25 protein-coding genes are annotated in these 25,010 nt (G+C 37.8%); 10 read left to right on the top strand and 15 right to left on the bottom strand.

The features are described 5' to 3' along the window. Window positions 1-34: 34 nt before the first annotated feature. On the bottom strand, window positions 35-820 hold the full coding sequence (locus KUV80_RS00125) for a transporter substrate-binding domain-containing protein (RefSeq protein WP_222460673.1): 786 nt from the start codon (window positions 818-820) through the stop codon (window positions 35-37). 227 nt (window positions 821-1,047) lie between these two features. Next, window positions 1,048-2,877: a PAS domain S-box protein gene (locus tag KUV80_RS00120; RefSeq protein ID WP_222460672.1), complete on the bottom strand. Its 1,830-nt coding sequence runs from the start codon at window positions 2,875-2,877 to the stop codon at window positions 1,048-1,050. A 299-nt stretch (window positions 2,878-3,176) separates the two neighbouring features. On the opposite strand from KUV80_RS00120, the gene KUV80_RS00115 reads away from it, so the two are divergent. Beyond that, window positions 3,177-3,527, top strand: a complete 351-nt coding sequence (locus KUV80_RS00115) for a hypothetical protein (protein WP_222460671.1) — start codon at window positions 3,177-3,179, stop codon at window positions 3,525-3,527. 45 nt (window positions 3,528-3,572) lie between these two features. On the opposite strand, the gene KUV80_RS00110 is transcribed toward KUV80_RS00115, so the two are convergent. Next, complete coding sequence (locus KUV80_RS00110) at window positions 3,573-3,833, bottom strand: atypical membrane-integrating protein (Mistic protein) (RefSeq protein WP_222460670.1); 261 nt, start codon at window positions 3,831-3,833, stop codon at window positions 3,573-3,575. 172 nt (window positions 3,834-4,005) lie between these two features. Here KUV80_RS00110 and KUV80_RS00105 point away from each other — a divergent pair, with 172 nt between their 5' ends. From KUV80_RS00105 to KUV80_RS00095, 3 genes are all read left to right on the top strand, one after another. Continuing rightward, window positions 4,006-4,437: a hypothetical protein gene (locus tag KUV80_RS00105; protein WP_222460669.1), complete on the top strand. Its 432-nt coding sequence runs from the start codon at window positions 4,006-4,008 to the stop codon at window positions 4,435-4,437. Next, window positions 4,437-5,882 (top strand): anti-sigma-I factor RsgI family protein, encoded by a 1,446-nt coding sequence (locus KUV80_RS00100; protein ID WP_222460668.1) that lies wholly within the window; start codon window positions 4,437-4,439, stop codon window positions 5,880-5,882. The genes KUV80_RS00105 and KUV80_RS00100 overlap by 1 nt, the downstream gene beginning before the upstream one ends. Before the next feature lie 102 nt (window positions 5,883-5,984). Beyond that, complete coding sequence (locus tag KUV80_RS00095) at window positions 5,985-6,758, top strand: potassium channel family protein (RefSeq protein WP_222460667.1); 774 nt, start codon at window positions 5,985-5,987, stop codon at window positions 6,756-6,758. 26 nt (window positions 6,759-6,784) lie between these two features. On the opposite strand, the gene KUV80_RS00090 is transcribed toward KUV80_RS00095, so the two are convergent. The 3 genes from KUV80_RS00090 to KUV80_RS00080 all read right to left on the bottom strand — a co-directional run bounded on the left by KUV80_RS00090 (window position 6,785) and on the right by KUV80_RS00080 (window position 9,979). Next, entirely contained in the window at window positions 6,785-7,189 is a 405-nt protein-coding gene (locus tag KUV80_RS00090; RefSeq protein WP_222460666.1) for a YugN-like family protein, read from the bottom strand. A gap of 145 nt (window positions 7,190-7,334) precedes the next feature. After that, window positions 7,335-8,684 (bottom strand): glucose-6-phosphate isomerase, encoded by a 1,350-nt coding sequence (locus KUV80_RS00085; RefSeq protein WP_222460665.1) that lies wholly within the window; start codon window positions 8,682-8,684, stop codon window positions 7,335-7,337. A gap of 131 nt (window positions 8,685-8,815) precedes the next feature. Further along, a complete protein-coding gene (locus tag KUV80_RS00080) occupies window positions 8,816-9,979 on the bottom strand; it encodes an iron-containing alcohol dehydrogenase (protein ID WP_222460664.1) in 1,164 nt (387 codons plus the stop codon). Between the two features lie 199 nt (window positions 9,980-10,178). On the opposite strand from KUV80_RS00080, the gene KUV80_RS00075 reads away from it, so the two are divergent. Beyond that, on the top strand, window positions 10,179-10,415 hold the full coding sequence (locus tag KUV80_RS00075) for a DUF378 domain-containing protein (protein ID WP_222460663.1): 237 nt from the start codon (window positions 10,179-10,181) through the stop codon (window positions 10,413-10,415). 68 nt (window positions 10,416-10,483) lie between these two features. Here the strand turns inward: KUV80_RS00075 and yugI are convergent, their stop codons facing one another. The 5 genes from yugI to KUV80_RS00050 all read right to left on the bottom strand — a co-directional run bounded on the left by yugI (window position 10,484) and on the right by KUV80_RS00050 (window position 15,149). Next, the gene (gene yugI, locus KUV80_RS00070) at window positions 10,484-10,906 is read right to left on the bottom strand and encodes a S1 domain-containing post-transcriptional regulator GSP13 (RefSeq protein WP_222460662.1); all 423 of its coding nucleotides are present in this window, start codon (window positions 10,904-10,906) and stop codon (window positions 10,484-10,486) included. Window positions 10,907-10,985: 79 nt separating this feature from the next. Beyond that, window positions 10,986-12,902, bottom strand: a complete 1,917-nt coding sequence (gene asnB / locus KUV80_RS00065) for an asparagine synthase (glutamine-hydrolyzing) (RefSeq protein ID WP_222460661.1) — start codon at window positions 12,900-12,902, stop codon at window positions 10,986-10,988. A gap of 235 nt (window positions 12,903-13,137) precedes the next feature. Then, window positions 13,138-14,520 carry a class II fumarate hydratase gene (locus KUV80_RS00060; protein WP_222460660.1) on the bottom strand — a complete coding sequence of 461 codons (1,383 nt, stop codon included), beginning with the start codon at window positions 14,518-14,520 and terminating at the stop codon, window positions 13,138-13,140. A gap of 124 nt (window positions 14,521-14,644) precedes the next feature. Further along, window positions 14,645-14,884 (bottom strand): hypothetical protein, encoded by a 240-nt coding sequence (locus KUV80_RS00055; RefSeq protein WP_222460659.1) that lies wholly within the window; start codon window positions 14,882-14,884, stop codon window positions 14,645-14,647. Between the two features lie 97 nt (window positions 14,885-14,981). Beyond that, window positions 14,982-15,149: a sporulation protein YjcZ gene (locus KUV80_RS00050; protein WP_222460658.1), complete on the bottom strand. Its 168-nt coding sequence runs from the start codon at window positions 15,147-15,149 to the stop codon at window positions 14,982-14,984. Window positions 15,150-15,627: 478 nt separating this feature from the next. On the opposite strand from KUV80_RS00050, the gene KUV80_RS00045 reads away from it, so the two are divergent. Genes KUV80_RS00045 through KUV80_RS00030 form a run of 4 tightly spaced genes read left to right on the top strand, consistent with a single transcriptional unit; the run spans window position 15,628 to window position 20,116 of the window. Continuing rightward, the gene (locus KUV80_RS00045) at window positions 15,628-16,500 is read left to right on the top strand and encodes an alpha/beta fold hydrolase (protein ID WP_222460657.1); all 873 of its coding nucleotides are present in this window, start codon (window positions 15,628-15,630) and stop codon (window positions 16,498-16,500) included. After that, entirely contained in the window at window positions 16,487-17,962 is a 1,476-nt protein-coding gene (locus tag KUV80_RS00040) for a spore germination protein (RefSeq protein WP_222460656.1), read from the top strand. Before KUV80_RS00045 ends, KUV80_RS00040 begins: the two co-directional genes overlap by 14 nt. Continuing rightward, window positions 17,949-19,055, top strand: a complete 1,107-nt coding sequence (locus tag KUV80_RS00035; protein ID WP_222460655.1) for a GerAB/ArcD/ProY family transporter — start codon at window positions 17,949-17,951, stop codon at window positions 19,053-19,055. Before KUV80_RS00040 ends, KUV80_RS00035 begins: the two co-directional genes overlap by 14 nt. Then, entirely contained in the window at window positions 19,052-20,116 is a 1,065-nt protein-coding gene (locus tag KUV80_RS00030; protein ID WP_222460654.1) for a Ger(x)C family spore germination protein, read from the top strand. Before KUV80_RS00035 ends, KUV80_RS00030 begins: the two co-directional genes overlap by 4 nt. Before the next feature lie 21 nt (window positions 20,117-20,137). Here the strand turns inward: KUV80_RS00030 and KUV80_RS00025 are convergent, their stop codons facing one another. The 4 genes from KUV80_RS00025 to kynU form a co-directional block, all read right to left on the bottom strand. Further along, complete coding sequence (locus KUV80_RS00025; RefSeq protein ID WP_222460653.1) at window positions 20,138-21,259, bottom strand: conserved virulence factor C family protein; 1,122 nt, start codon at window positions 21,257-21,259, stop codon at window positions 20,138-20,140. Window positions 21,260-21,267: 8 nt separating this feature from the next. Continuing rightward, window positions 21,268-21,573, bottom strand: a complete 306-nt coding sequence (locus KUV80_RS00020; RefSeq protein ID WP_222460652.1) for a hypothetical protein — start codon at window positions 21,571-21,573, stop codon at window positions 21,268-21,270. A 113-nt stretch (window positions 21,574-21,686) separates the two neighbouring features. Further along, complete coding sequence (gene kynB / locus KUV80_RS00015; RefSeq protein WP_222460651.1) at window positions 21,687-22,313, bottom strand: arylformamidase; 627 nt, start codon at window positions 22,311-22,313, stop codon at window positions 21,687-21,689. 12 nt (window positions 22,314-22,325) lie between these two features. Next, window positions 22,326-23,597, bottom strand: coding sequence for a kynureninase (gene kynU, locus KUV80_RS00010; protein ID WP_222460650.1), 1,272 nt, complete (start codon window positions 23,595-23,597; stop codon window positions 22,326-22,328). A gap of 112 nt (window positions 23,598-23,709) precedes the next feature. Here kynU and KUV80_RS00005 point away from each other — a divergent pair, with 112 nt between their 5' ends. Further along, window positions 23,710-24,873, top strand: coding sequence for a CapA family protein (locus KUV80_RS00005; RefSeq protein WP_222460649.1), 1,164 nt, complete (start codon window positions 23,710-23,712; stop codon window positions 24,871-24,873). Window positions 24,874-25,010 lie beyond the last annotated feature (137 nt).

Below are 25,010 nucleotides of genomic sequence, written 5' to 3'. Positions count from 1 at the left end.
CTGCACTCTCAACATGCGGGCGGCTCACATAGTGTTATTCAGGCTTTTGTGTGATATCAGCACCGACGTATTCTTCACTCAACTCAGCAAGCTTACCGCTATCTTTCAGTTTCTTTAATGCTTTGTTGATTGCTTTAAGTAATTCTTTATCTTCTTTTTTTACAGCAATCGCTTGTTCACTTGTACCTAATTGCTCTTGCTCTACAATTTTAAACCCTTTTTCGATTGCCTGTTTACCCGTGATAGCATCTGTAATAACTGCATCATGTTTCCCTTCGCTCAGCGCACGTAATGCAGTTGCATCACTGTCATAGTTTTTAATTTGATCTGTAAAATCCTGAGCAGATTTTTCATAGGTAGAACCTTTTGAAACAGCAACTTCTTTTCCTTTTAAATCTTCCTTCGTTTTAATATCACTGTCTGGTCTAGTAAAAATAACTGGACCTGAGTAATAATAGGGCTCACTAAAATTTACTGCCTGTTTACGGTCCTCAGTAATTGTGTGGCTTGCCACTGCTGCGTCAAAACGATCTGCCTTTATTGCAGATACTGCTCCGTGGAATTTAAATTTTTCTGGAACAGCTTTTAATCCAAGTTCATCTGCAATTGCTTTTCCTACTGCAACATCGTAGCCTGTCAGTTCACCATTGCTGTCTACTGAGCTGAATGGGGGAAACTCACCTGATACGATAAAATTAAATTCACCTTCTTTTTTAAGCTCTACTCCACCATCACTCGATTCACTGCTGCTACATGCAGCCAGTACAAACATTGAAAACACTACCGCTAAAATACTAATCTTCTTTTTGAAATCCTTCATTCTTATCCTCCTTGAAATTCCATTTAATAGATTACACGTACATGACAAGGGTAACATGGATTGTAATATTTCTCAATTTTCCGCTAATTCACACTAGAAAAAAACCCTAGTTTCCCTTATGCTCCTTTAGATTGTTACCCTTATCGAAAAGGATATAAACACTGAGTTACCAAGCATAAACGCCTCCCAGCTCTAAAGGCTGAAAGGCGTTTATTGAAATATATTTTTTAAGGAAGAAGTTTAGTAGGTAGCAATATGGTGACAGTCGTTCCAACGTCTACAATACTTTCAAACGTAATATTACCGTGATGATTTTCAATAATTTTCAAACTTACCATTAATCCAAGACCGATTCCTTTTTCCTTGTTCGAGTAAAACGGTTCTCCTAGTCTTGCAAGTCGTTCTTCACTGATTCCAGAGCCTTGATCTGTTACTTTAATATACACATAGCCTTCATCATACGTGCCTGTTTCCACCGAAATCGTACCACCGTTCATCATGGATTCTATGGCGTTTTTAATAACATTGATAATGACTTGTTTAATTTGATTTCCTTCACACAGGATCTGGGGTACATCACGCAAATAGGTATCAAACTGTACATTATTTAAGTTAGCTTCAGAATCTAATAGAGTAATAGTCTGACCAATAAAATCGTTTACGTTTCTTTGTTGGAAAACCGTGTCTTGGTGAGGTTTTGCTAAGACTAGAAATTCAGTGATGATGGATTCAATTCTATCCATCTCAGAAAGAATAATCTCACTGTGCAGATCATCCATATCATTTTTCATTAACTGAACAAATCCTTTAATACTAGTAAGCGGATTGCGGATTTCATGGGCGATGCCCGCAGCAAGTTCTCCAACAACAGTAAGCTTGTCAGATTTTCTTAGCAATTCTTCTTTTTCTTTAAGCTCTGTGATGTCTTCTGTAATACCTGCAATTCGATAAATATCTCCATGGTCATTTGTTATAGGAAAAGCACGTGTTCTAATCCACCGCACTTTTTTATTATTTGTTTGGATGCGGTATTCAATCTGTGACTCTTTGCACGTAATGGAATGAATAAACTCTTTAACATTCATACAATCTTCCGGATGAACATTTGAAAAAACAGATGTAAATACACTCGGTTGAACACCCCATATTTTTTCATAGGCTTTGGATACATAAAGAAGCTTACGTGTCTCAAAGTCTTTCATCCAGAACACATCTTTTGCATTTTCTGCAAACTGCCGGAACCTTTCTTCACTTTCACGAAGGCCGATCTCCATTTTTTTGTTTTGTGTGATATCTCTTGAAACTCCCACTATGCCTTCTACTTGACCTTGTTCGTTTTTAATCGGAGAAAGAATGGCTTGATAATACAAACGTTCACCATTTCTCATATTACTCCATTCATACAGTTGTGATTTCCCTTGAAAGACAATTTCACATGCTTTTTCTTGTCCTTCAGCAATTTGATCACCAAATACTTCACGAACTGTTTTACCAAGAAAGTGTTCTGGCTTCACATTATGTTTTTCCATCCATTTTCCATAGATGCCTGTATGAGCTAACTGATGATCAAGGGTAAAAACGGTGTCTTCCATAGAGTCAACGAGTGATCGAAAGCGTTCTTGACTGCGGCTTAACGCTTGCTCTGTTTCTTTTCTGTTTGTTATATCAACTAACGTAATAACCACCTGATTTATTACATTACCGGAATGAAAGATAGGTTTTGTGCTTGCTAAGATCCAGCGTAATTCTTTATCCTTTGGGTGAATAATGCTGAGTTCACATCCTATTACTTCGTTACCCGTTTGAAAAGTAATCTGAGAGGGCAGCTGATCAAAAGGAAGCTCATCTCTTTTCTGATTAATCACTTCAAACGGCATGTCATATAAAAAGTGATCTTCTAATTCCGCTTTAGACAACCCTAAAATCTCACACGCTTTTTTGTTGGCATGTAATATTTGATTAGACCGTTGAAGTACAATGACACCACTGGAAACGGCTTCGTAAAACATATCCATTATTTCTTTATTTTCTTTTATTTCAAACGAAGTTTCTTCCATAAGCTTCATCCCTATGTATTTTTTTATATTCTTACAAGATTTGTCTTTTCTCTATTTTTCTATTAAATACAATAAATTACAAGACTTTATTTCAACTGTTCATAAATTATATATAAAAAGTACTCAGAATGACTTGTCGAGGTCATTCATACTATATATTTGTAACCGATAATGTTTCCAGAATTTGATAATCAAAAAATTATAGGGTTGACTTTAAGGTTTTCGAGGTAAGAAATAAGTATATTCCATGCGAATGGCGTTTGGCGTTAATCGTTTAAAAAAGATTTGGAGGGATTATGATGCTTCTTTTTGCTCTTATTTGCGCTGTAGGTTTCTATCTATTGACCAAAAGGGATACACTCAAATTTAAACAGATCGCCTGGTCCATCTATGGGGCAATCGTATTAACATGTATCATAGGCTTACTTATACTAAAACCAGACACAACGACATACGTGTTTTGGGGACAGGTTTTCTTTCTCCTTTTAGTTATACCCGTTTTCGGACTTGTTCTCCGTAAATTATGGCATTTAAGCAGGAGTACTCCTAGCTGGGTACAATATGTCATAACCATTCCCGTATCTTTGCTCTTTGTCTTAACAATCTGGGTTTGCTGGAACATGTTCCCGATCGTGATGTATATCTTTTAAGTACTAAAGCAATGAAATATGTACACCTTAAAAAGACAATTTTTTTTATTTGTCTTTTTTTGGGGTCTGTCCCCCCTCCATTAATGAGAGAACTTCTTTGACGATGGTATTGATTTTTTGATCGATAAATTCGTCTCCGAATGTTTCTTTCGCTTTTTTTATTGCATGTATCACTTCTTCTTCATACGCGATCAGGACTACATCATCTTCTGCTTCATTATACAGATCAATCATGCTATCAAGTCCTTCTTGCATACGATCTATTGCTTCACTATACTTTTCACGGTCTTCTTTATTATATTTCACCTTTATCACCCACCTCTTAGTTTTTCCATCTCTCTTTACTATCAAACTCCCTTATCTCTTGAAGCTGTGACTTTTTTCTCTATTTTTTCAAAGAAAAGTGTACTATACTTATTTGGTTATTATTATCTTGAAATATATTATTTTACAAATGTGTAGGAAGGAGGGGGAAATTGTGATTCGCCGGTGGTTTACAAGTAAAAACAAGCCCCCGCAGCCTGTACTTGATACAAGATCTACAGATTCAACGATGAAGGTTTGCCGAAACGATGTGGAAGATCAAGATCCGATAAAAGAAATCTTGCATTTTAAAAGCCGATTACAGGAATTCGGTATCGACTTTAACCACTTAGTATCGAGCACGCCAAAAGAATTTGAAAATCGATTACATGCGATTCAAGTTGCAGAAGAAATTGCGGCAGATTCTGAAATGAGGAACTACTTTTTAACATGGAAACGATTACCCCTTCTTCATGATCAAAAAACTCAGCAACAAAAACTCACCATGAAAAGGCAGCGTGAATACATAACCGCACTCACCCTGATTTTTATTGAAAATTATCAGGTGTTGCTTCAATATTTGCCGGGCACGGGAGGAAAACACTAATGAAGAAAGCGATTATTGTAGAAGTTAGCAACCGTCACCTCATCGTTCTGGCTGAGGGAGGCGAATTTAAGAAGATCAAGAATACAAATACAAAACATACAGTTGGTCAAGAGATTACGATACCAGCATTACAAGATAAGAAAAACTCACTCTTTTCCGTTCTGATTAACTGGAAGACTGGAACGGCAGCAGCTTTAGCTATTTTATTATTGTTCTTTCAAGTACTTTCCCCAATGTCAGGACAAGGTGCATATGCTTTCGTTGGAATGGATATGGATCCCAGCTTAGAATTAAAAATCAATGAAGATATGCAGGTATTAGATATTTATGCATTTAACGATCAAGGACATAAGGTTCTTGAGCATATGGATGAGTGGAAGGAAAAAGACATAGCATATGTGACAAATCTGATATTTGAAACATGTGAAGATCTTGGATATTTAACAACAAAAGAAGAGGTCTTGATTACCACTACCTTGTCTGAAGAAATTCCTGAAGATAAAAAAAATGAAATGAAGGAACGAGTAAATAAGGTCATGAAGAAGACCGCTCAAAAGAAATCTGTTGAAATGACAACCATTGTAATGAGTTCTAAAGAGCGTGATAAAGCAAAGAAGATGAAGATTTCACCTGGTCATTATGCCATATATACTGCAGCAAGAAATTCTGGAATCAAGATATCGAAAAAAGATATTTCAGGTCATACAATAGAAGAAATCTCTGAAAAGGTAGGTCCGATAAAAGAGCTGTTAGAAGAAAATGAAACAGCCATTCTATCTAAGAACGAGAACGAAAAAACTCAAGTATTTGAGCCTCCTCTTCCGATACTAGACAAAAAAACAGAAGAAAAAGCAGCAAAAGAAAAGACAAACTTACCTATTCAAGAAGTGGTAAAGGCTGTCCCTAAGATCAAGATGCAAGAACGAAACGATTCTATTCGTGGGAACGCAACAAAAAAAGAAGAGAAGGTATCGAAACCAGCAAAAAAGGAACAACAAAAAGAAATAAAGGAACCACTGATTGCTGAGGTGCCTGAAAAAGAGGTAAGAGCTACTCCTCCACCAAATGATGTTCCAGCTGTTACCCTTACAAAAGTAGAGCAGCCAAAGGAAGAAAAGCCAAAAGAAATTAAAATGCCTAAAGTTGAGCCTGATATTCCTGTTCAAAGTAAACCCGTACCTTTACCTGAACCAAAAGAAGAAAGTTGGATTTATATTGATATCTTAATTGACGGAATGATCATTACGGTTAAAATCGAAGCAAACACCCAATTATTAAAAGAAGATCTAACAAAAAAAGCTTTAGCACTTATTGATCAAAATCTTATTATAAAACATCAAAAACAAACGATAAACGTCTTGTCTGAAGATATAAAGCAGGAAAAAATAAGTAACTCCTTTATAAATGACCAGACCGAACCACAAATAGAACAAAAGGCTTCATAAAATGATCAACTCCGGAAATTACTCCGGAGTTTTTTTATTTCCTACCAATTCGTATATTTCCCTATCTGATATGGCAATAGTGTTAATAGGAGGAGAATGCAGATGCGTGGAATGTATCATTTCTATTTAAGGTTGCCTATGCTAATCAGACTAGGCCTCATACTTTTATTCATCCTCTCTTTCAGCGCTTATCTTGCACATCTCTTAGAACAAGAGACATTCCCTACTTTTTTTGAAAGCTTTTATTGGGCTGTTATTACAGCAGGCACTGTGGGATATGGAGATTATGCTCCATACTCATTGGAAGTCCGTATTCTTGCTATATTTCTTGTCTTTTTAGGTGGATCGTTTTTAGCCTTTACGACCGTTCATTTTGCAAGTGCTGTAATAAAAACAGAAAACCGTTATTTTGAAGGGAAGAATATGTATAAAAATCAGGATCACATTATTATTGTTGGGTGGAATGAACGATCTCGCAACACGATTCATAGCATTAAGAATCGGGTTCAACCGTACCGCATCGTCCTTATTGATAATTCATTAGAAGCCAATCCCTTATACAAGCAAGGCGTTCATTTTATCCATGGAAAAGCGAGTGAAGATCAGATTTGGCTTAAAGCTCATATACAAAAAGCGAGTTCAATCCTCATTACATCTGATGCGAGCCTGACAGAATCTGATGCGGATATGAATACGATTATATCAATCCTTACAGCACGGGGATTAAACGATAACATTCCCATTCATGCTGAGATCTTAACTTTAGAACAAGCTACAAACGCTAAGCGAGCTGGTGCTGACTTTATAATCCAAACTTCTAATCTGGCTGCTCAAGAAATGGTAAAAAGCTTTAATGGCAGTCTAATACAAGAATAGATAGGCAGTTTTTTGCCTATCTATTCTTATTTTAATAATGCATGTTCAACCTTATTCACAAGTTCTTTTCCAATGTTGATCCATTTTTTATCTACAGACGCATCCGGGTCTTGTGGCTCTGAAAATTGATTGACACTTCCAGATAGATTTCCTGTACTCGCATAGTCATCTAAGCCTACCTGGTATTTATGAGCCAATAAAAAAGGCTCACCAAATTTTATAACCGTGTCTTTTTTATCGAGCTCTCCCTCAACAGCTTCAAAGGGAACTCTTAAGAAGGTATAACCTACTTCATCATCTAATTTGTAGTCAAAATAACCATGGTCATAGTCCCAGTTGCCTCCATAGGAAAAACCCATGCTTTTTAAAACATCTTCTGCTTCGTTCAATGCGATTAATTCGTTCTCCAATTTACTCTTAATGGCTTTCATACTCTGTTCATCCTCCTTTTCTATCCTTTTGATTAGCGTATCCAATTCACAATTAGTTTATTTGGATTCGTTTTTTATGTAGACATATAAAAAAACTGGCTTCACCTGTCTAATTAAGACGATGAGGCCAGTTTCTTCATTTATTTTATAAGCGTTTCTCGAGCTCTTCTTTTTCTTTTTCAAATCCAGGCTTACCAAGAAGGGCAAACATATTCTTCTTATATGCTTCTACTCCAGGCTGATCAAACGGATTTACCCCTAAAAGGTAACCGCTGACTGCACATGCCTTTTCAAAGAAGTACACCATGTAACCGAAATGATAAGCAGTCAACTCGGGAATATTTACGATTAAGTTCGGAACCCCTCCGTCTGTATGTGCAAGCAATGTTCCTTGAAACGCTTTTTTATTCACGAAATCCATCGTTTGACCTGCAAGGAAATTTAGTTTATCCAAGTTAAGGTCATCTTCTTCAATCGTTAATTCTTCACGAGCTTGATCCACATACAAGACGGTTTCAAAAAGATCTCTGCGCCCTTCTTGTACATACTGTCCCATTGAATGAAGGTCTGTCGTGAAATCAACGGATGCAGGGTAAATTCCTTTATAATCTTTTCCTTCACTTTCACCATACAGCTGTTTCCACCATTCAGAAACATAGTGAAGCCCTGGCTCATAATTCACCATGAGCTCAATTGTTTTCCCTTTATTGTATAGCGCATTCCTTACAGCTGCATATTGATACGCATGATTTTCCGAAAGGTTAGGATTGTTAAAATCAACAGAGGCATCCTTTGCACCGCTCATCATTTCTTCAATGTTCACACCACTTACGGCGATCGGCAAGAGACCTACTGCGGTTAGAACAGAATAACGCCCGCCGACATCATCAGGAATAATAAACGACTCATAGCCTTCTTCATCTGCTAAAGTTTTCAAAGCCCCTTGTGCTTTGTCTGTCGTCGCATAGATTCGTTGACGTGCTTCTTCTTTTCCGTACTTTTCTTCTAAAAACTTTCTAAATATCCGAAACGCAATAGCAGGCTCAGTCGTTGTTCCAGACTTTGAAATGACATTCACCGATACGTCTTTGCCCTCTAGTACATCAAAAAGTTCTTTTACATACGTGGATGAAATATTTTGTCCTGCAAAGAAAACTTGAGGAGTTTTTCTATCCTCTTTTGAAAGCAAATTGTAAAAAGAGTGATTTAACATCTCGATTGCAGCACGAGCACCTAAATAAGAACCGCCAATCCCGACAACGATAAGCACATCAGAATCATTTTTAATCTTGTCGGCACTTTTCACGATACGGCTAAACTCTTCACGGTCATAGTTTTGAGGAAGATCCACCCAGCCTAAAAAGTCATTTCCTGCCCCTGTCTTTTCATGAATGGCTTCATGTGCTGTTTTTACAGCTCCAGTAAGGTAATCTACTTCATGTTGCCCGATAAAAGTAAGGGTCTTGCTGTAATCAAAACTCAGCTTTTTCGTCATATGTAAGCCTCCTAACAATCATTATTCTTTCACTTTATACAATGGAACGAAGCAAAGCAAGAATCGCTAAAAATGAAAACGGTTTCCTGCTAATAGACGAAATATTTAAAAAAGAAGGGGCTCCCCTTCTCTTATAATGACATCTCTAAGATTGTTAGAACATCTTCTTTATTTTGTTTGCTAAAATTGCCAAACTCTCCTCTTGCCATCGCTTTTTCAGCTATTACATCAAGCTTAGAGTTATCAATTTTATAGTGAGCTAATGTGTTAGGGGCACCAAGTGAAGTCCAGAATGCCGATAATCGATCGATGCCTTCCAATCCAATTTGTTTATCGGATTTTCCTTCTGTTTCTACATCAAAAACACGAGTCGCAAGCTGTTTAAAACGTTCAACATTTGTATCGATATTATGTCTCATCCAGTTTGGAAAGAGTATAGCTAAACCACCTGCATGAGGAATGTCGTATACAGCAGAAACGGCGTGTTCAATATTGTGACTTCCCCAATCTCCACGAACGCCCATTTGCAGTGTACCGTTTAATGCCATTGTACCGCTATAAAGGATGGTTTCACGCAGTTCGTAGTTCTCAAGGTCTTCTAAAAGCTTTGGCGCTGCATCCATCACTGTCAACAAGATTGATTCAGCAAAACGGTCTTGTAAAGGTGTGTTTTGTGCATTATGAAAGTATTGTTCGAGAACATGAGACATCATGTCTACGATGCCGTAAATCGTCTGATCTTTCGGAACAGAAAACGTATAGGTAGGATCTAATATAGAGAACTTTGGAAAATTAAGCGGACTTCCCCATCCATATTTTTCTTGAGTTTCCCAGTTCGTAATGACAGATCCTGCGTTCATTTCAGATCCTGTCGCTGCTAACGTAAGTATCGCCCCGAAAGGAAGAGCCTCTTCAGGCTGAGCCTTTAACGTGATCAAATCCCAAACGTCACCATCGTATTTTGCCCCAGCTGCAATTGCTTTTGTACAATCGATTACACTGCCTCCTCCTACAGCAAGTAAACATTCGATACCTTCTTCTTTGCAGATGTCAATTCCTCTTTTTACAGTAGAAAGTCTTGGATTAGGTTCTACTCCTGATAGCTCACTGACTTCAGCACCTAAACCCTTTAATTCATTCATCACTTTATCGTATAAACCGTTTCGTTTAATGCTTCCTCCACCATAAACGAGAAGAACTTTTTTACCAAGTGCTCCTAGTTCGTCTTTTAGAGCAGTGATTTGGTCTTTACCAAACACTAATCGAGTTGGATTATAATAGGTATATGCATCCATTCATATCTCTCCTTCTTTTATCAGTTAATCCGTATTATGTGTGACTCGTTAACTGAAGTAAAGCAATACGCTTATTCGTATACTAGCTTTTGTTTTCGTACTTTGTTTCATCCTTAAATATACGGGAATGTATAAATATAGAAAAAAATAGACACCCTAATACGGCATTCTATTCATCAAAAATAAGGAGGGAATACACATGAGTGGATTACAACGATTCGCTTTAGCATTAGTTATTATCGGAGCAATTAATTGGGGTCTGATCGGATTCTTCCAGTTTGACCTTGTAGCAGCCATTTTTGGTGGACAAGATTCGGCACTTGCTCGTATTGTCTACGGTCTTGTTGGGCTTTCAGGTTTGTATTGTCTGACATTATTGTTCAAGCCATCTGAAGAATTGAGCCGCGAAGGGCATACAGAGCATAACAAAGCTTAAAAGCATATAACAACAGCAGAACAGACAAAAAAACCTCTCGATTTAAAAATCGAGAGGTTTTCTTATTATTATTTTTTAAGGCGCTTGTTAAGTTGAGCCTGACGATCTGTAGACTCTTTCAACCAATCTTTAAGCTTAGCTTCAAGTGTGTTGAACCCTTTGTTAGCGTCTTGAGCATTGTTGTTGCTGCTCTTTTTGTTGTTGTTATTGAATCCACCAGGACGGCGTTCCTTTTTTGGTGCTGGTGCTGGAGCTTCTTGTGTTTGTCGGATGGAAAGAGAAATCTTCTTGCTGTCTTCGTCAACAGAAAGAATTTTCACTGACACAACGTCACCAACACTTAATGCGTCATTAATATCTTTAACGAAGCCATGAGAAACTTCAGAAATATGCACAAGACCTTGTACATTATCATTTAATGCAACGAACGCACCAAAAGGCTTAATGCCTGTAACTTTACCTTCAACAATGCTACCTACTTCAAAATTCATGAAAACACTCCTAACTATTTTTTAACCTGTTAAGTATAACATAACAACACAACACAAGCAAAACCAAATAAAAGGAGTGTTATAGGCTTGTAACGGTCATTTTCTCTAGGCTATCCGCATCATCCATCAAGTCTTTACCAAAGTTGTATGTTTTTTCAATATTTATCTGATGCCAAAGCATAAACATGAGCACAGTCCATATTTTTCTACTGTAATCCCCTTTACCTGCTCTATGGTTCTCTAATAGCTGAATGACAACATCTTTGTTCAAATATTGATCTGTATCACTTATTAGAATAAGCTGTTTTGCCCAATCATACATCTCATTCTTCAGCCAATGACGAATCGGAACAGGGAATCCTAATTTTCTGCGATAAAGAACAGATTCAGGCACTATTCCTTTCATCGCCTCTCTTAACGCATACTTTGTAGTACCGTTCGTTACGGTCAGTTCAGGATGCAAACTTGCTGCAACCTTAAAAACTTCTTTGTCCAAGAAAGGAACCCGAAGTTCTAATGAGTGAGCCATCGTCATTTTATCAGCTTTTACAAGAATATCTCCTCGCATCCAAGTATGTAGATCGATGTACTGCATCTTATGGATGTCATGAAAATCTTTTGCTGTCTCGTACAATGGTTTTGTTACATTCTTATAATTAAAAGCAGAACGATAGTCCTTCAATAGATGGCTTTTTTCGAATTCGGTAAACATTTTTGCGTTCCCAATGTAGCGCTCTTCGATCGTCATGCTGCCGCGTTCTAAGAAACTTTTGCCTTTTATGCCTTCAGGAAGCATCTTCGCTATAGCTGCAAGACCTTTTGTAACTCCTTTAGGAAGTGAAGACAGATGTCGCAATGAATGGGGCTCATGGTAGATATTATATCCTCCAAATAGTTCATCCGCACCTTCACCTGAAAGTACTACGGTGACGTGCTTAGCAGCCTCACGAGCAACAAAATATAGAGGTACAGCAGCAGGGTCAGCTACCGGATCGTCCATGTGCCAAATAATCTTAGGAAGTTCTCTCATAAATTCATCCGGCTTAACAAGGTAATGGATATTTTCCACATTTAATGCAGCTGCTGTTTGAACCGCAACGTCTATCTCGCTAAACCCTTCTCTTTCAAAACCGACTGTAAACGTTTTTAAAGAAGGATGAAGTTCACTGGCCAGTGCAACGATCGTGCTTGAATCAATACCACCGGATAGGAAAGCTCCAACAGGTACATCAGAGCGCATATGAACTTTTACTGAATCTCTCATTACAGATCTGATCTCATCTTTTGCTTTTTCAAGTGTCATCTTTTCAGGTGCAAAGCTCGGTTTCCAAAATGGTTTGATTTGGAGAGGTCTTCCTGCTTTTTTAATGAAATAATGGCCGGGTTCAAGTTTTTTAATGTTTTTTGTAAGCGTCATTGGCTCTGGTACGAACTGATACGTCAAATAGTGATGGAGAGCCTCTACGTCTACTTGCTGAGCTTCTTTTGCGAGTGTAATACTCTTCTTTTCTGAGGCACAGTATAACCCTTCTTCATCTTCTAAATAGAAAAAAGGTTTAATTCCAAACGCATCACGAGCACCAAAAAGCTCTTTCGTTTCCTTATCCCAGATTAAGAAACCAAACATCCCACGAAGTTCTTTCATTGCTTCTTCGCGTCTTTCACTGAAAAGAGCTAAGATGACTTCTGTATCCGAATGTGTTTTAAATTCAAATCCCTTTTCTTCTAGCTCTTTTCTTATTTCTACATAGTTATATATTTCACCATTAAAGATGATCCAATAACGATCATCCTCATAGGAAAGAGGTTGTTTACCGCTTTCAATATCTATGATGCTTAAGCGGCGAAAACCAAAACGAACATATTGATCAACAAAATGACCACTATCATCTGGACCTCGATGAGTAATGACATTTGTCATATTTATTAATTTTTGTGTTTCTTGCTGTTCAACCGTTTCAGGCGTGTTTAAAATATATCCAATAAAGCCACACATATATGGTTCCTCCCATAAATCAGTTCAAATTTAACCGTTGTTCCATTTTATTTTATTGATAGCGAGAAAATTAATTTTCCAGAATATTAATTCATTCCCTTTATATGTGAATCAACCTCTCTATTATAACGTGGAATATTAACGTTCACTACATTTTTGTTAAAAAAATGAAAAACAAGGAATCTGTACTATATTTGTCGAGAAAAACAATAAAAAAAGTTACGTAAAACGATTGTTAAATCATCGAATGCGGATCTAAAATGTTATTAGCTTCCTCTATTGAAAATAAACCTTTTTCAACTAAAAGAGCTTTTAACGTTTTCCCTGTTTCAAAGCTTTCCTTTGCCAAAGCTGCTGCTTTTTCATACCCAATATGTGGATTTAATGCCGTTACTAATGAGAGACTCTGATCGAGCCACTCCTGAATTTTTTCTGTATTCGCACGAATGTCTTTTAAACATTTTTCTGTGAAAACATTTATGCCATTGCTTATGATGGTAATAGATTGCAGAACATTATAACCAATGACCGGCATCATCGGATTAATCTCTAGCTGACTCCCTATTGCAGCTGTAGTTACACAGGAATCATTTCCTATTACTTGTGAACAGATCATATAAAGATTCTCTAGGATAACCGGGTTGATTTTCCCTGGCATTATTGAAGAACCCGGCTGAACTGGAGGTAATGTAATTTCAGCAAGGCCTGTTCTTGGTCCGCTGCTCAAAAGTCTAAGATCACTCGATATTTTTATAAGATGAACAGCTAATTCTTTTAAGTGACCGCTAATCCGAATTGCAGCGTTGGTGTTCTGCATAAAACTATACGTATTGTCACTTTGGAAAAAGGGAAGGCCCGTACGGTTTGCTATCTCTTTTATGGCAAGTGCCGCAAAATCTTTATGGGCATTGATTCCCGTACCTACCGCATTTCCACCTAATCCTAACTCATATAACGATTTTTCCGTTTGGGTTATAGCATTTATTACAGACGTAACAGCTCCTTTATATCCTTTAAATTCACTGCCAAGCCTTATTGGAACGGCATCCTGCAGGTGTGTTCTTCCCGCTTTAATGACCGAATGAAATTCCTTTTCTTTTTCTTCAAGTACCTTTATCAAATTATGTAACGCTGGATATAAGGTTTCAAAGAGTTGCGTCGCAATGGATAGCTGTATGGCTGTGGGGATGGTATCGTTTGTAGATTGAGACATGTTCACATCATCGTTGGGGTGAACGAGTGAATAGTCCCCTTTTTTCCCTTGGAGAATTTCAGCTGCTCTTGATGCAAGTACTTCGTTTACATTCATATTTTGCGAAGTTCCGGCACCTGCCTGGTACACATCTACTACAAATTGTTCATTCCACTTTCCACTTATAACTTCTTCTGCAGCTTGAATAATACTTTCTGCTTTTTTTTCATCAAGAACACCGCACTGTTTATTTGCAGATGCAGCACTTGCTTTAATGATGGCCTGAGCTTTTATAAAGGCAAAAGGCAGCCGCATTCCACTAATAGGAAAATTATTTACTGCCCGTTGAGTTTGCGCTCCATAATAAGCATGCTCTGGAACATGCACCTCTCCTAACGTATCTTTTGCAATTCTATAATGCTCCATTATTCTCTCTCTCCTTCCATACACATCCTTATGATTTATATTCCCATACTTAAATTAGATGTAATCCCCTTTTTAGAGAATCGTTCAGCTTCTTAAAACAAAAACCGCCTCTATAGAGACGATTTTAGATTTGAGGCAACGTAATGACTTTAGCCGGTTCTTTCTTTATGAACCTATGCTCAGTCTTATATCCTGCTTTTTTCTGTTTTAAAAAGGTTTTCTTTGATATTGGACGGGGCCTTGACCAGGAAAGGGAGTCAAGATTTTTCCAATTGTCGTGTGTAATGATTTCACTTTTGTAATAATAACAGTTGCCGCTCATGTATTCTTCGCAAATATAGCGGACTGTTTGACGACTATGCATAACATCTCTCCATTTTTTCTTTCATTATCCCCGCATAACCATTCATACATACACAAGTAAAAAAGGCCTGAAGACCCTACCTCCAAGCCTTTTGTTACTAAATTCTGTTGTTGAACCACCACCAGCCACCAAAAATTAATATGAGAATAAACAAGATTATTAATACAGCCCAGATCCAACCGTAACCAAAGCCACCATAACCGTATCCATACCCTCCATAAGGATAAGCATACGGGTAATAGTAAGGATAATATGGGTAAGACATCCTGCTACCTCCTTCTTCTTTATGCGTTCTTACTCCTTATTAAAATATGTACGTAGTGGGTAAAGAGGAATAGAGACAAACGCACAAATTTGTACTGAAATGCTGAAATGACCGGTTTAGCCACGACCAGCACATACTCTTCGGACAACGGATACGCACTTTGTATCCTTGGAGGAAGAGTATGTAACCTCGAGTGGCTGGTCATTGAAGCTGGACAATGAAATGCTGAAGCGGCTCGCTAAAAAGCGAAAGCACAAAAGTTTTTGAGTGCAAACACGCTTTTGGTGTTTCCCGAAAAAACGTTGTGCCTCGAGCTTTTAGCCGCTGAAGCTGGACAATGAAATGCTGAAATGACCGGTTAGATAATCTCTTTTGGACAACAACGTCCTAGTTATTAAAGGAAATAATTGCACCTTGTATCTTTACGGTGTGTTGGAGAAACTACACCTATGAATTTTCGGACGGAGGATGAAATTTCATGGCTATGAATGAGCAGCATACATTTGTACCTGGATATCGGATCAATGTAAGCAATGTAGACATTTTTTATGAGTTTTATGATCATGAGAACTCGGATGCCAAAGTCATCGTTCTCGTACATGGATTTTTATCATCTACTATTAGTTTTAGACAGTTGCTGCCCTTTTTAACAAAAAACTATAAAGTGATTGCTCTTGATTTGCCAGGGTTTGGACAGAGCGAAAAATCCACTAGCTTTATTTATCGGCTATGTAATTATGGGCAGCTAATCATAGATTTTCTAGACAAATTGAACATACAAGACGCTATATTAATTGGCCATTCAATGGGTGGACAAGTGTGCATGCATGCAGCAAAAAAAGCACCTAATCGAATTAATAAACTGATTTTACTCGGTTGCTGTTCTTATGTAAAAAGAGCAAGTCGTTCTCTTATCGCCTGCTCGTATTTGCCTTTATTTACGTGGGGAGTGAGAAGCTGGATCCAAAAAAAAGACATAAAGAAAAATTTATTGGATGTTTTGCATGATTCAAAGCTTGTTACACAAGAACTTATAGATGGCTATAGTAAACCAATCAGTGAGGCTGCTTTTATCAACTCATTAATCAGGTTATTAAGGCACAGGGAGGGAGATATGAGTTCAGAAGAGCTAGAAGACATAAAGCAGCCGATTCTTATGCTCTGGGGGAAGGAAGACAAAGTGATGCCTGTTAAGACCGGATATCGGCTTAAGCATGATCTTCCTCATGCAGAACTAATCGTCTACGAAAAATGCGGCCATCTACTAATGGAGGAAAAACCTCAGGAAATTTCGGCTGAAATTATTTCTTTTATTGAAAAGTCAGAAGGGATAAACCATGAATTTTCTTAAAAGCATACTAACCGCTAAATCCGCTCAAAAAGGAAGCAAGGAAACATCACTTGATACGAACATCCTTTGGGAAGAAACAGGTATTTCCGATTGGAAGACAGGTTATATTCAAACACTAATAAACTTGGAACGCTTTGATCAAGAAGTACTCCCTTTTTTGCAAAAAAATCAATCACTTTCCATTTCTGAAATGTTTCAGCAGCTGCCTATTACAAACAAAAAATGGTGTAAAAATCCGGATAATCAAACCATTAACGAGTTGATCCTGCAAGGAAACATTGCCTTAGTTAAGCGTTCTTCAAAAGACATGATCTTTGTTCCGATTCGAAAAGAGCAAAGCCTCCGTCAGATCTCTGTTCCTGAAGTTGAATTCAGTGTGATCGGACCAAAAGAAGGTTTCATTGAGGATATTGATACCAATCTATTATTGATTCAAAAAAGATTACCTACTTCTTCTCTTCAGATTGACTTTCTGGAAATCGGTACTCGAACAAAATCAAAAGTAGCCATATTGTATCTAAAAGATGTAGCGGATGAAGAAAACGTAAATACGATGAAACAGCGCTTATCTGAAATCGAGTATGACCATATTTTAGACAGTTCATATCTCGTTCAGATGATCGAGGATAATAAGATGTCTATTTTTCCTCAATTCATTGATACGGAACGGCCTGATCGAGTAGTCGCTGCATTAGTGGAAGGAAAAGTAGCCTTCTTAACCAATGGATCTCCACATGGTACATATGGACCTGTTTCATTAGTAGAGTTTTTTGCCGCATTTGATGACTATTTCCTATCGTGGCACATTGCTTCCCTTTTTCGTATCATGCGCATTTTTGCCGTAATCTTTTCGATATTCGCTACACCGCTTTATGTGGCAGTCATCACATATCATCCAGAACTAATACCAGATGATTTAATGTCTACCTTAACGACTTCACGAACCGATATTCCGTTTCCCCCTGTACTAGAAGCTCTGTTCTTAGAGTTGACCATAGAATTGTTACGGGAAGCTGGAGCACGATTACCGACAAAGGTTGGCCAGACGATCGGTATCGTTGGAGGGATCGTAATTGGGACGGCATCGGTTGATGCTGGACTTACGAGTAACGTACTATTAATACTTGTCGCACTGTCTGCTCTCGCTTCTTTTACAACACCTGTGTATCGAATGAGCAATTCCATTCGAATTGTTCGTTTTCCGATGATTATTCTATCCGGAATATGGGGACTCCTAAGTGTAGCTCTTGGTTTAATGACGATTCTTACACACTTACTGGCCTTAACATCATTGGGAAGACCGTATTTAGCTCCGATCTATCCTCCAAGAATAAAAGATTGGAAAGATTCCTTTATCCGCCTTCCCTTTTTCACTCAAAAAGAACGGCCGAAACAATTAAGAGTAAAAGAGAAAGAAAAAATAAACTGGTGGAAGAAGAGGGATATTGATGAATTTGACTAACAGTAAATATCCGCCCAGCGTTCATAAAAATGCACGAATATCACCACAGTTAGTTTTTTTCTTAATTGTTGGTTCACAAGTCGGTGTTGGGATTCTAGGATTTGTAAGGTACATTGCTGAGTTTGTGAACCAGGACAGCTGGATAATTGTGATTGCGGGTGGATTAGGTGTACATCTTATCCTTTGGATGATGTTTTCCATGTTGAATAAACACGGCGGCGATCTATTTTACCTTCACCATAAATTTTTTGGCAAATGGTTAGCGCTTGTTCCAAGTCTCCTATTCATTGTTTATATACTAGTAACGGGGATAGTTGTTTTACGCACTTATATTGAAGCCGTTCAAAATTGGATGTTTCCTGGACTTCCGACGTGGGCAATTTCATTATTTTTTGTAGCACTTACCTACTATATCGTTTCTAAAGGATTTCGTGTGGTAACAGGAATCGCCTATTTTAGTTTTGTATTGTCTGTTTGGCTTATATTTTCTCATTACTTTCCAATAAAATTTGGACACAGCATTAATTTACTTCCTGTATTAAGCTACAGCTTCAAGGATTATTTTGAAGCTTTTAAAATCATGGTATTGAGCTATGTGGGAATAGAATATTTATTTGCTTATTATCCGTTCTTGCATGATCCAAAAAAAGCTCAAAAATGGGCACATATCGGTGCTGCAACTACGACTTTTTTTTATCTCCTCACAACCATATCGACGTTAATGTATTTTAGTCCTAAGCAACTGCAAAGATTAACTTGGCCTACTCTAATGGAATGGAAAATTGTAACCTTGCCATTTATTGAAAGATTTGAATATATCGGGATTACGGTATTCGCTATTGTTATCCTTATCAACTTGGCTCTCTCCTTATGGTCATCAAGCAGGGGGATTCACCGAATGTTTGATATTAAACAACGAACAGCTCTCGTTCTACTATCAATCATTCTTTTTGTAATTCCTGTCCTGTTTACAAATCGAGTTGAAGTTGATGAACTTAACAATATGGTCGGTAAAGTCGGTACTTACTTACTATATGGTTACATCCCCCTTCTCTTTTTAATCAGCTTAGTAAAAAAAGGAGAACAAAAATGAAGAAATCCCTTGTCCTTCTGTTAGCAGTCGTTTTATCGTCTTGTGCCCCAAAAGAAGTGTTAGATGATATTACAATCGTAAAGTCTATTGGATTTGATCTACATCCTAAAAAAGACCATATTACGGGGACCATTTTATTTCCTATTTTTATTAATGAGGAAACCTTTAAAATAAATCATCTAACCGCTACTGGGGAAACAGCACGGGAAGTAGCCTTAGAACTTAACGAAATGACAGCAAAACCCATTTTTGCCGGTAAGGTAAATACCATCATGTTTAGTCAGAAGCTTGCAGAAAAGGGAATCTTGGAAACAATAGACACACTCCAAAGAGATCCGGGCATAGGAAGAGCGATCTTTCTTGCTGTAACGAAAGAAGACGCAAAAAAAATAATGACTCATAATTTTGAGCTTACAAATACAGATGGTAATTACTTTAGCCACATGATTGAACAAAACGAACATTTTAGTAACTTACCTCGGTTAAACTTTCATACATTTTTGTATGCTTATTACCATAATAACATGGATGCAGTTCTTCCCTATTTAACTCTAAAAAAGAACGCGGTTAAAATAAAAGGGCTTGCTCTCTTTAAAGGAGACAAAATGGTCGGCACTGTACACGAGCAACAACTCCTTACCTTTAAAACCTTAATCGAACCAACAAAAGAAGGCAGCTATCAATTTGCAACAAGATCGTACAGAGGAAACCTGGAAGTATTAAAAAGTAAAATCCATTATAAACTTTTCCAAAAGCCTCACCATCATGTTTTGTTAGAAGTAAACGTGAAAGGACGATTAAATGAATATACAAAAATGGACGCAGGTGATCCAAAAGTTATTAAAAGCATCGAAAAAAACATTGAAGCAGATTTAGAAAAAGAAAGTATGAAGCTCATCCGCAAATTCCAACGATTAAATATTGATCCCCTCGGCATAGGAGAAAATGTTCGTGCGAGAACCAGGGCTTTCAATCAAAAAGAATGGAAACGCGACTATAAAGACTTGAAAATCAGTGTGGATTATTCTGTAGAAATTACAGAAGCAGGGATTGCACAGTAAAAAAACCAACAAAAAAAGCCGTTATTTACGGCTTTTTGTCATTTGTTGCCACACGGTTCCTGCAGCTTCTTCTCCGCTTTGAATACGTTCAAGAGCGATCTTGGCTTGTAAAGAGACTTCAAACTCTGAATCATCTTGTGCGGCTTTTAAAGCTGGTATAGCAGAATCATCACCCACTTCAAAAAGAAAACGGGCAGCACGCCAGCGTACGAGCTTATTTTTATCAGATAGCGCATCACACATGACAGGAATCGCTTTAGGATTTCCGATATCCGACAATGCATCACCAGCGGTTCGTCTTACCGACACGTTTTTATCTTGCAGTGCCACGTACAACAGTGGGAGAACCGCTTCGTCTTCAATCATTCCTAAATAAACTACTGCTAACCTTCTGATGGATGGCTTCTCATCTTTCATAGCCTGCTTTAAGACCATAATGTCAGCCACTGTAGGTTTCATACGTTCTAGTGCTGCATATCGAGTCTGCCAATCATCATTTCTAAGTTTTTCGGCCACTTCTGACGTTGAAACGGTTTCCTCTTCACGATTTCCTTCTTTACTGTTAAAGGCTTGTTCTACTAATTGATCAAGGCGTTCTTGAGGATAAACGGCTGAAAGTTCTTCGGCAACCTCATTTCCAACCTGTTCAAATGTTCCATAACGAACACCTTGCTCAACCCATTGACGCTCCATGACAAGATTATCTGAAGCATCTTGAGCTTTTAATGCCGCTTTTGCAAACCGATCAGGTAATCCGACTCTTCTTTCTTCCTTTTCTGTTTTAAGCTTAATTTGCATCGGCAGACCACGGAACATTTGGACAAGGACCATTATTTCGGTAATTTCTTCTTCTTCCGTATTATGCTCGAGAGATGGAGAAGCTTCTTCTTGGCCAAACACTTTTCTAACTCCAGCTAAAACATCTTCCCATTTTGCCCGCGGGTTTCGCTCGAGAGCAATGAAGTCTGCAACATGATAGATACTTTTTACCCCTTCAACTCTCAATATTTCCTTAATAAATTCAGGTGCTGCCTGATCTTTGTCTTTCGTGTAATTGTGCCTCTCTGTGCCTGGGAGCGTTTCATCGAGATTTATTTTCATCGAATTCGGACTTGGAGTTGGTTCTATACCCGTAATTTTCATTTTCACCTTCACTCCTTTTCAAGAATTTGTTTTACATCTACTCCTGATAAATATTTTGTAATTTGTTCTTTTTCTTTATCCGTAAATTTATATTCACAATCCACGCCTTCATCATGAGCAATGATTTCCTGCAGCTCTCCCTCTTGATCAAACACCGCTAGTGCACTCGGCTCAGTTAAACCTTCAGGTAAAATCTCAACATTCTCAATCTGAAATGAAATATACACGTTTATCCATGGACCAACTTGTATAACATCATAGCTTGTAATATTCAGTTTTCCTTCAAAGTAATTTTCAAATCCATACTTATACATGTTAATCCTCCAATAGGTATCTCCTTTTATTATAAGGAACAACGAACAAAATCTCAAAAAATGCTGTTTCACCTAAAAAAACAAACACAGTCATTGTGCTTGTTTTCAAGGTTTTATATGGTTAATTCACGCAAAACGGCACGAACAGGACTTCCATCTCCATCTTTTAAAGGAAGAGGCAAAGCAATTAGTTCATACTCCCCTTCTTGAACATCATCCAATACTAATCCTTCTAAAATATGAATGTTATGATCATGCAAAGCGTGATGTGCGAACAGTCCTTTGCTGTCTAATGGATCCACGGAAGGCATATCGACGCCAATCAATCCTACACCACATTTTTTTAGAAATGGGACAGCTTCAGGGAGAACTGGAACGATACTTTCTGGAAAAGTGGATCGATCTGTCCAGCAGCCCGTCTTGAATAGAACACGTTTTGTATTCGCCTTCACTTTTCCCATAATACTTTCTGGTGTGATTTCTTTAAGACCCGATACATCGATTACACAAACAGGACCGGCATAAAGATCCAATGGAAGATCGATAACACGTTTCCCTTCATTATCAAAATGAAAAGGTGCATCTATATGTGTTCCAGTATGAGTGCTCATTTCTAGTTTTCCAACATTCACTGATCCTGATTGTTCCTTCGTCCATGAAAGCCCAAATTGGTAGGAAGTATCTCCTGGCCAATTCGGAACTCCGTTATAAAGAGGCATAGAAATATCGATTAACTTCAAGTATTCCACTCCTTACGCAATAACTTCCCGCTTGTTTTCATATTTTTCATATTCACGAGTTTTCATAATCTTGGTTAAAATTTCTACTGCATCGTACACATCACGGAATGAATTATAAAGAGCTGCCGGAGCGAGACGAATAACGTTTGGTGCCCGGAAGTCTGGGACGATGCCATTATCTTTAAGAGCCTTGCAAATGCGTGCAGCGTCGTTATGCTTTAAGGCGATATGGCCGCCTCTTCTTCTATCTTCAAGAGGGTTCACAATTTGAAACTCACCATTTAACTCTTGATTCAATAAATCCATTAATAAAGCAGTAAGGTTTAATGATTTCCGGCGTACTTTCTCAATTGTTGCTTCTTCAAATATAGAAAGACTTCCAATCAACGGTGCTGTACTTAACATATGCGGCGTACCGATTTGGAAACCGCCTGCAGATTCTTCTGCATCAAACGTATGATCCATATCAAACTGTGACTCTTTTTTGCTCCCAAACCAGCCTGATAGGCCTGGTGTTTTTTGAAAATGCTTTTTATTTACGTAAATCCCGCCTACTCCACCAGGTCCAGCATTCACATATTTGTAGTTGCACCAAAACGCAAAATCCACACCCCAATGGCTTAAATCGTGAGGTACAGCTCCTATTGAATGACAGAGATCTAAACCAATAGGTATATTTCGCTTATGTGCTTCCTTTGTTAACCTTTCCATATCCAGCAGCTGACCGCTGCGGTAAAGAACGGAAGGCAATACGATCAAAGCAACATCATCTGTCATCGCTTCGATAATATCATCTTCTTCTAACGTCATGCCATCTTTACTCTTTACTTGAATTAAATCTGTTGCAGGGTCTAATCCTCTAAGCTTCAGTTGGCTTTGCAAAGCATAGATATCAGAAGGAAAAGTCAGCTCGTCTGCTAAGATCTTCGTTTTACCAGGCTGTGGCTCGAAAAAGGTTGCCACGAGCTGATGAAGATTAGTTGTCGTTGAACCTGTAACAATTACTTCCTTTGATTCAGCGCCTACTAATGGTGATAATTTTTCCGCCAGCTGTTCACTTAATGTGAACCATGGATATTTTCCACCCATCCATCCGTCGATCCCTTGTTCTTTCCAATCATTCAATACATCTAATAAGGATTGTTCCGCTCTTTTCGATAACAGTCCAAGTGAATTACCGTCTAAATAAATAGAATCATTCTTTACATAAAACTCATTCTTAAAAGAAGCTAATTCATCATTTTGATCTAAAAGTTCTATTGTTTTTTCTGTGATTTGTTTCATAATCATCCATTCCTCCTGCGGCTTACTTTGTAACCGTTTCCACGTCAGGGTAATTAGCCATGTACTTTTCCCCACTTTTTCCATTATGATAGGAAACAGGGGGGTGTTGCGAGTGAAACGCTTATTATGGTTTATTGGAATTGTTGCTGTTTTCTTTATTACCTTTATTCTTGTATATACGTATCATAACGCAGATTTACAAACGGTTGAAGAAAAAAAGAAACCGGACCTGCAAAATCAAGGAGTAAAAGAGCAGAATCAACCTGAACCCGCGGTTAAAAAGCCAATCGAAAAAACAACAAGTCTCACACTAGCAGCCGTTGGTGATATTCTCATTCATGACACCGTTTATAATAAAGCGAGACAGCCATCGGGCCTATATCATTTCAATCCTAATTTTGCTCCAGTCAAATCGTATTTAACCTATCCAGACATTACAATGGCGAATCAGGAAACGATGATTGGCGGTACTAAACACGGCTTATCCTCTTATCCTTCATTTAATTCTCCGCACGAAGTTGGTGATGCTTTAAAAGAAAATGGTATCGATCTCGTAACATTGGCGAACAACCATACACTAGACCGTGGAGAAAAAATAATTTTAAGTGCCTTAAGTTATTGGAATGAGATAGATATGAAGTACACGGGGGCTTATGCTTCAGAGGAAGACCGTCAAGAGATTCGTTTTATCAAAAAAAATGACATTACCGTTTCATTTTTAAGCTATACATATGGGACAAACGGAATTCCTGTGCCGGCAGGTAAAAAACACCTTGTTAATGTCATTGAAGCAGAAAAAATAAAACGTGAGATCACGCAAGCAAAACATCTTTCAGATATTGTCACCGTCTCCCTTCATTTTGGAAATGAATATGAAAGAATGCCGAATGATTTTCAAAAAGAAATGGTACAGCTCGTAACAGAAGCAGGAGGAGATATTATCATCGGCCATCATCCACACGTGCTGCAACCCGTTAAATGGGAAACAGCAAGTGATGGGTCAAAAACATTTGTTGCATATTCTTTAGGCAACTTCTTGTCTGGACAGAGAAGGGATTACAAAGATATTGGCGGAATCGTTCAATTGACCATAGTTAAACACATAAAAGGGGATGAAACAACGATTCATCTCAAAGAACCTAAATTTTTGCCAACATATGTAGACCAATCGTTTATCATACATCCAATGAAAGACCTTCCAGAAATGAAACAATCGTATGAAGGAATCAAAACTCATATGAAACAATGGGTTCCAGAATTAAATTTTTTCGAATAAAAAAGCTGCCTCCTCATTTGATATGCTCCCCTTTAGGTAGACAGATGAAATAAAAAATCTGTTTTACCTTAAGGGGAGTTTTATTTATGGGGTATTCTAAAGAGTTTAAGTATAATGTGTTGCTCACTTATGAACAT

It is taken from the genome of Fictibacillus nanhaiensis, assembly GCF_019801215.1.
In the GTDB taxonomy this organism is placed as follows: Bacteria; Bacillota; Bacilli; order Bacillales; family Fictibacillaceae; genus Fictibacillus; species Fictibacillus nanhaiensis_C.
This window is presented reverse-complemented; position numbering and strand designations above follow the sequence as displayed.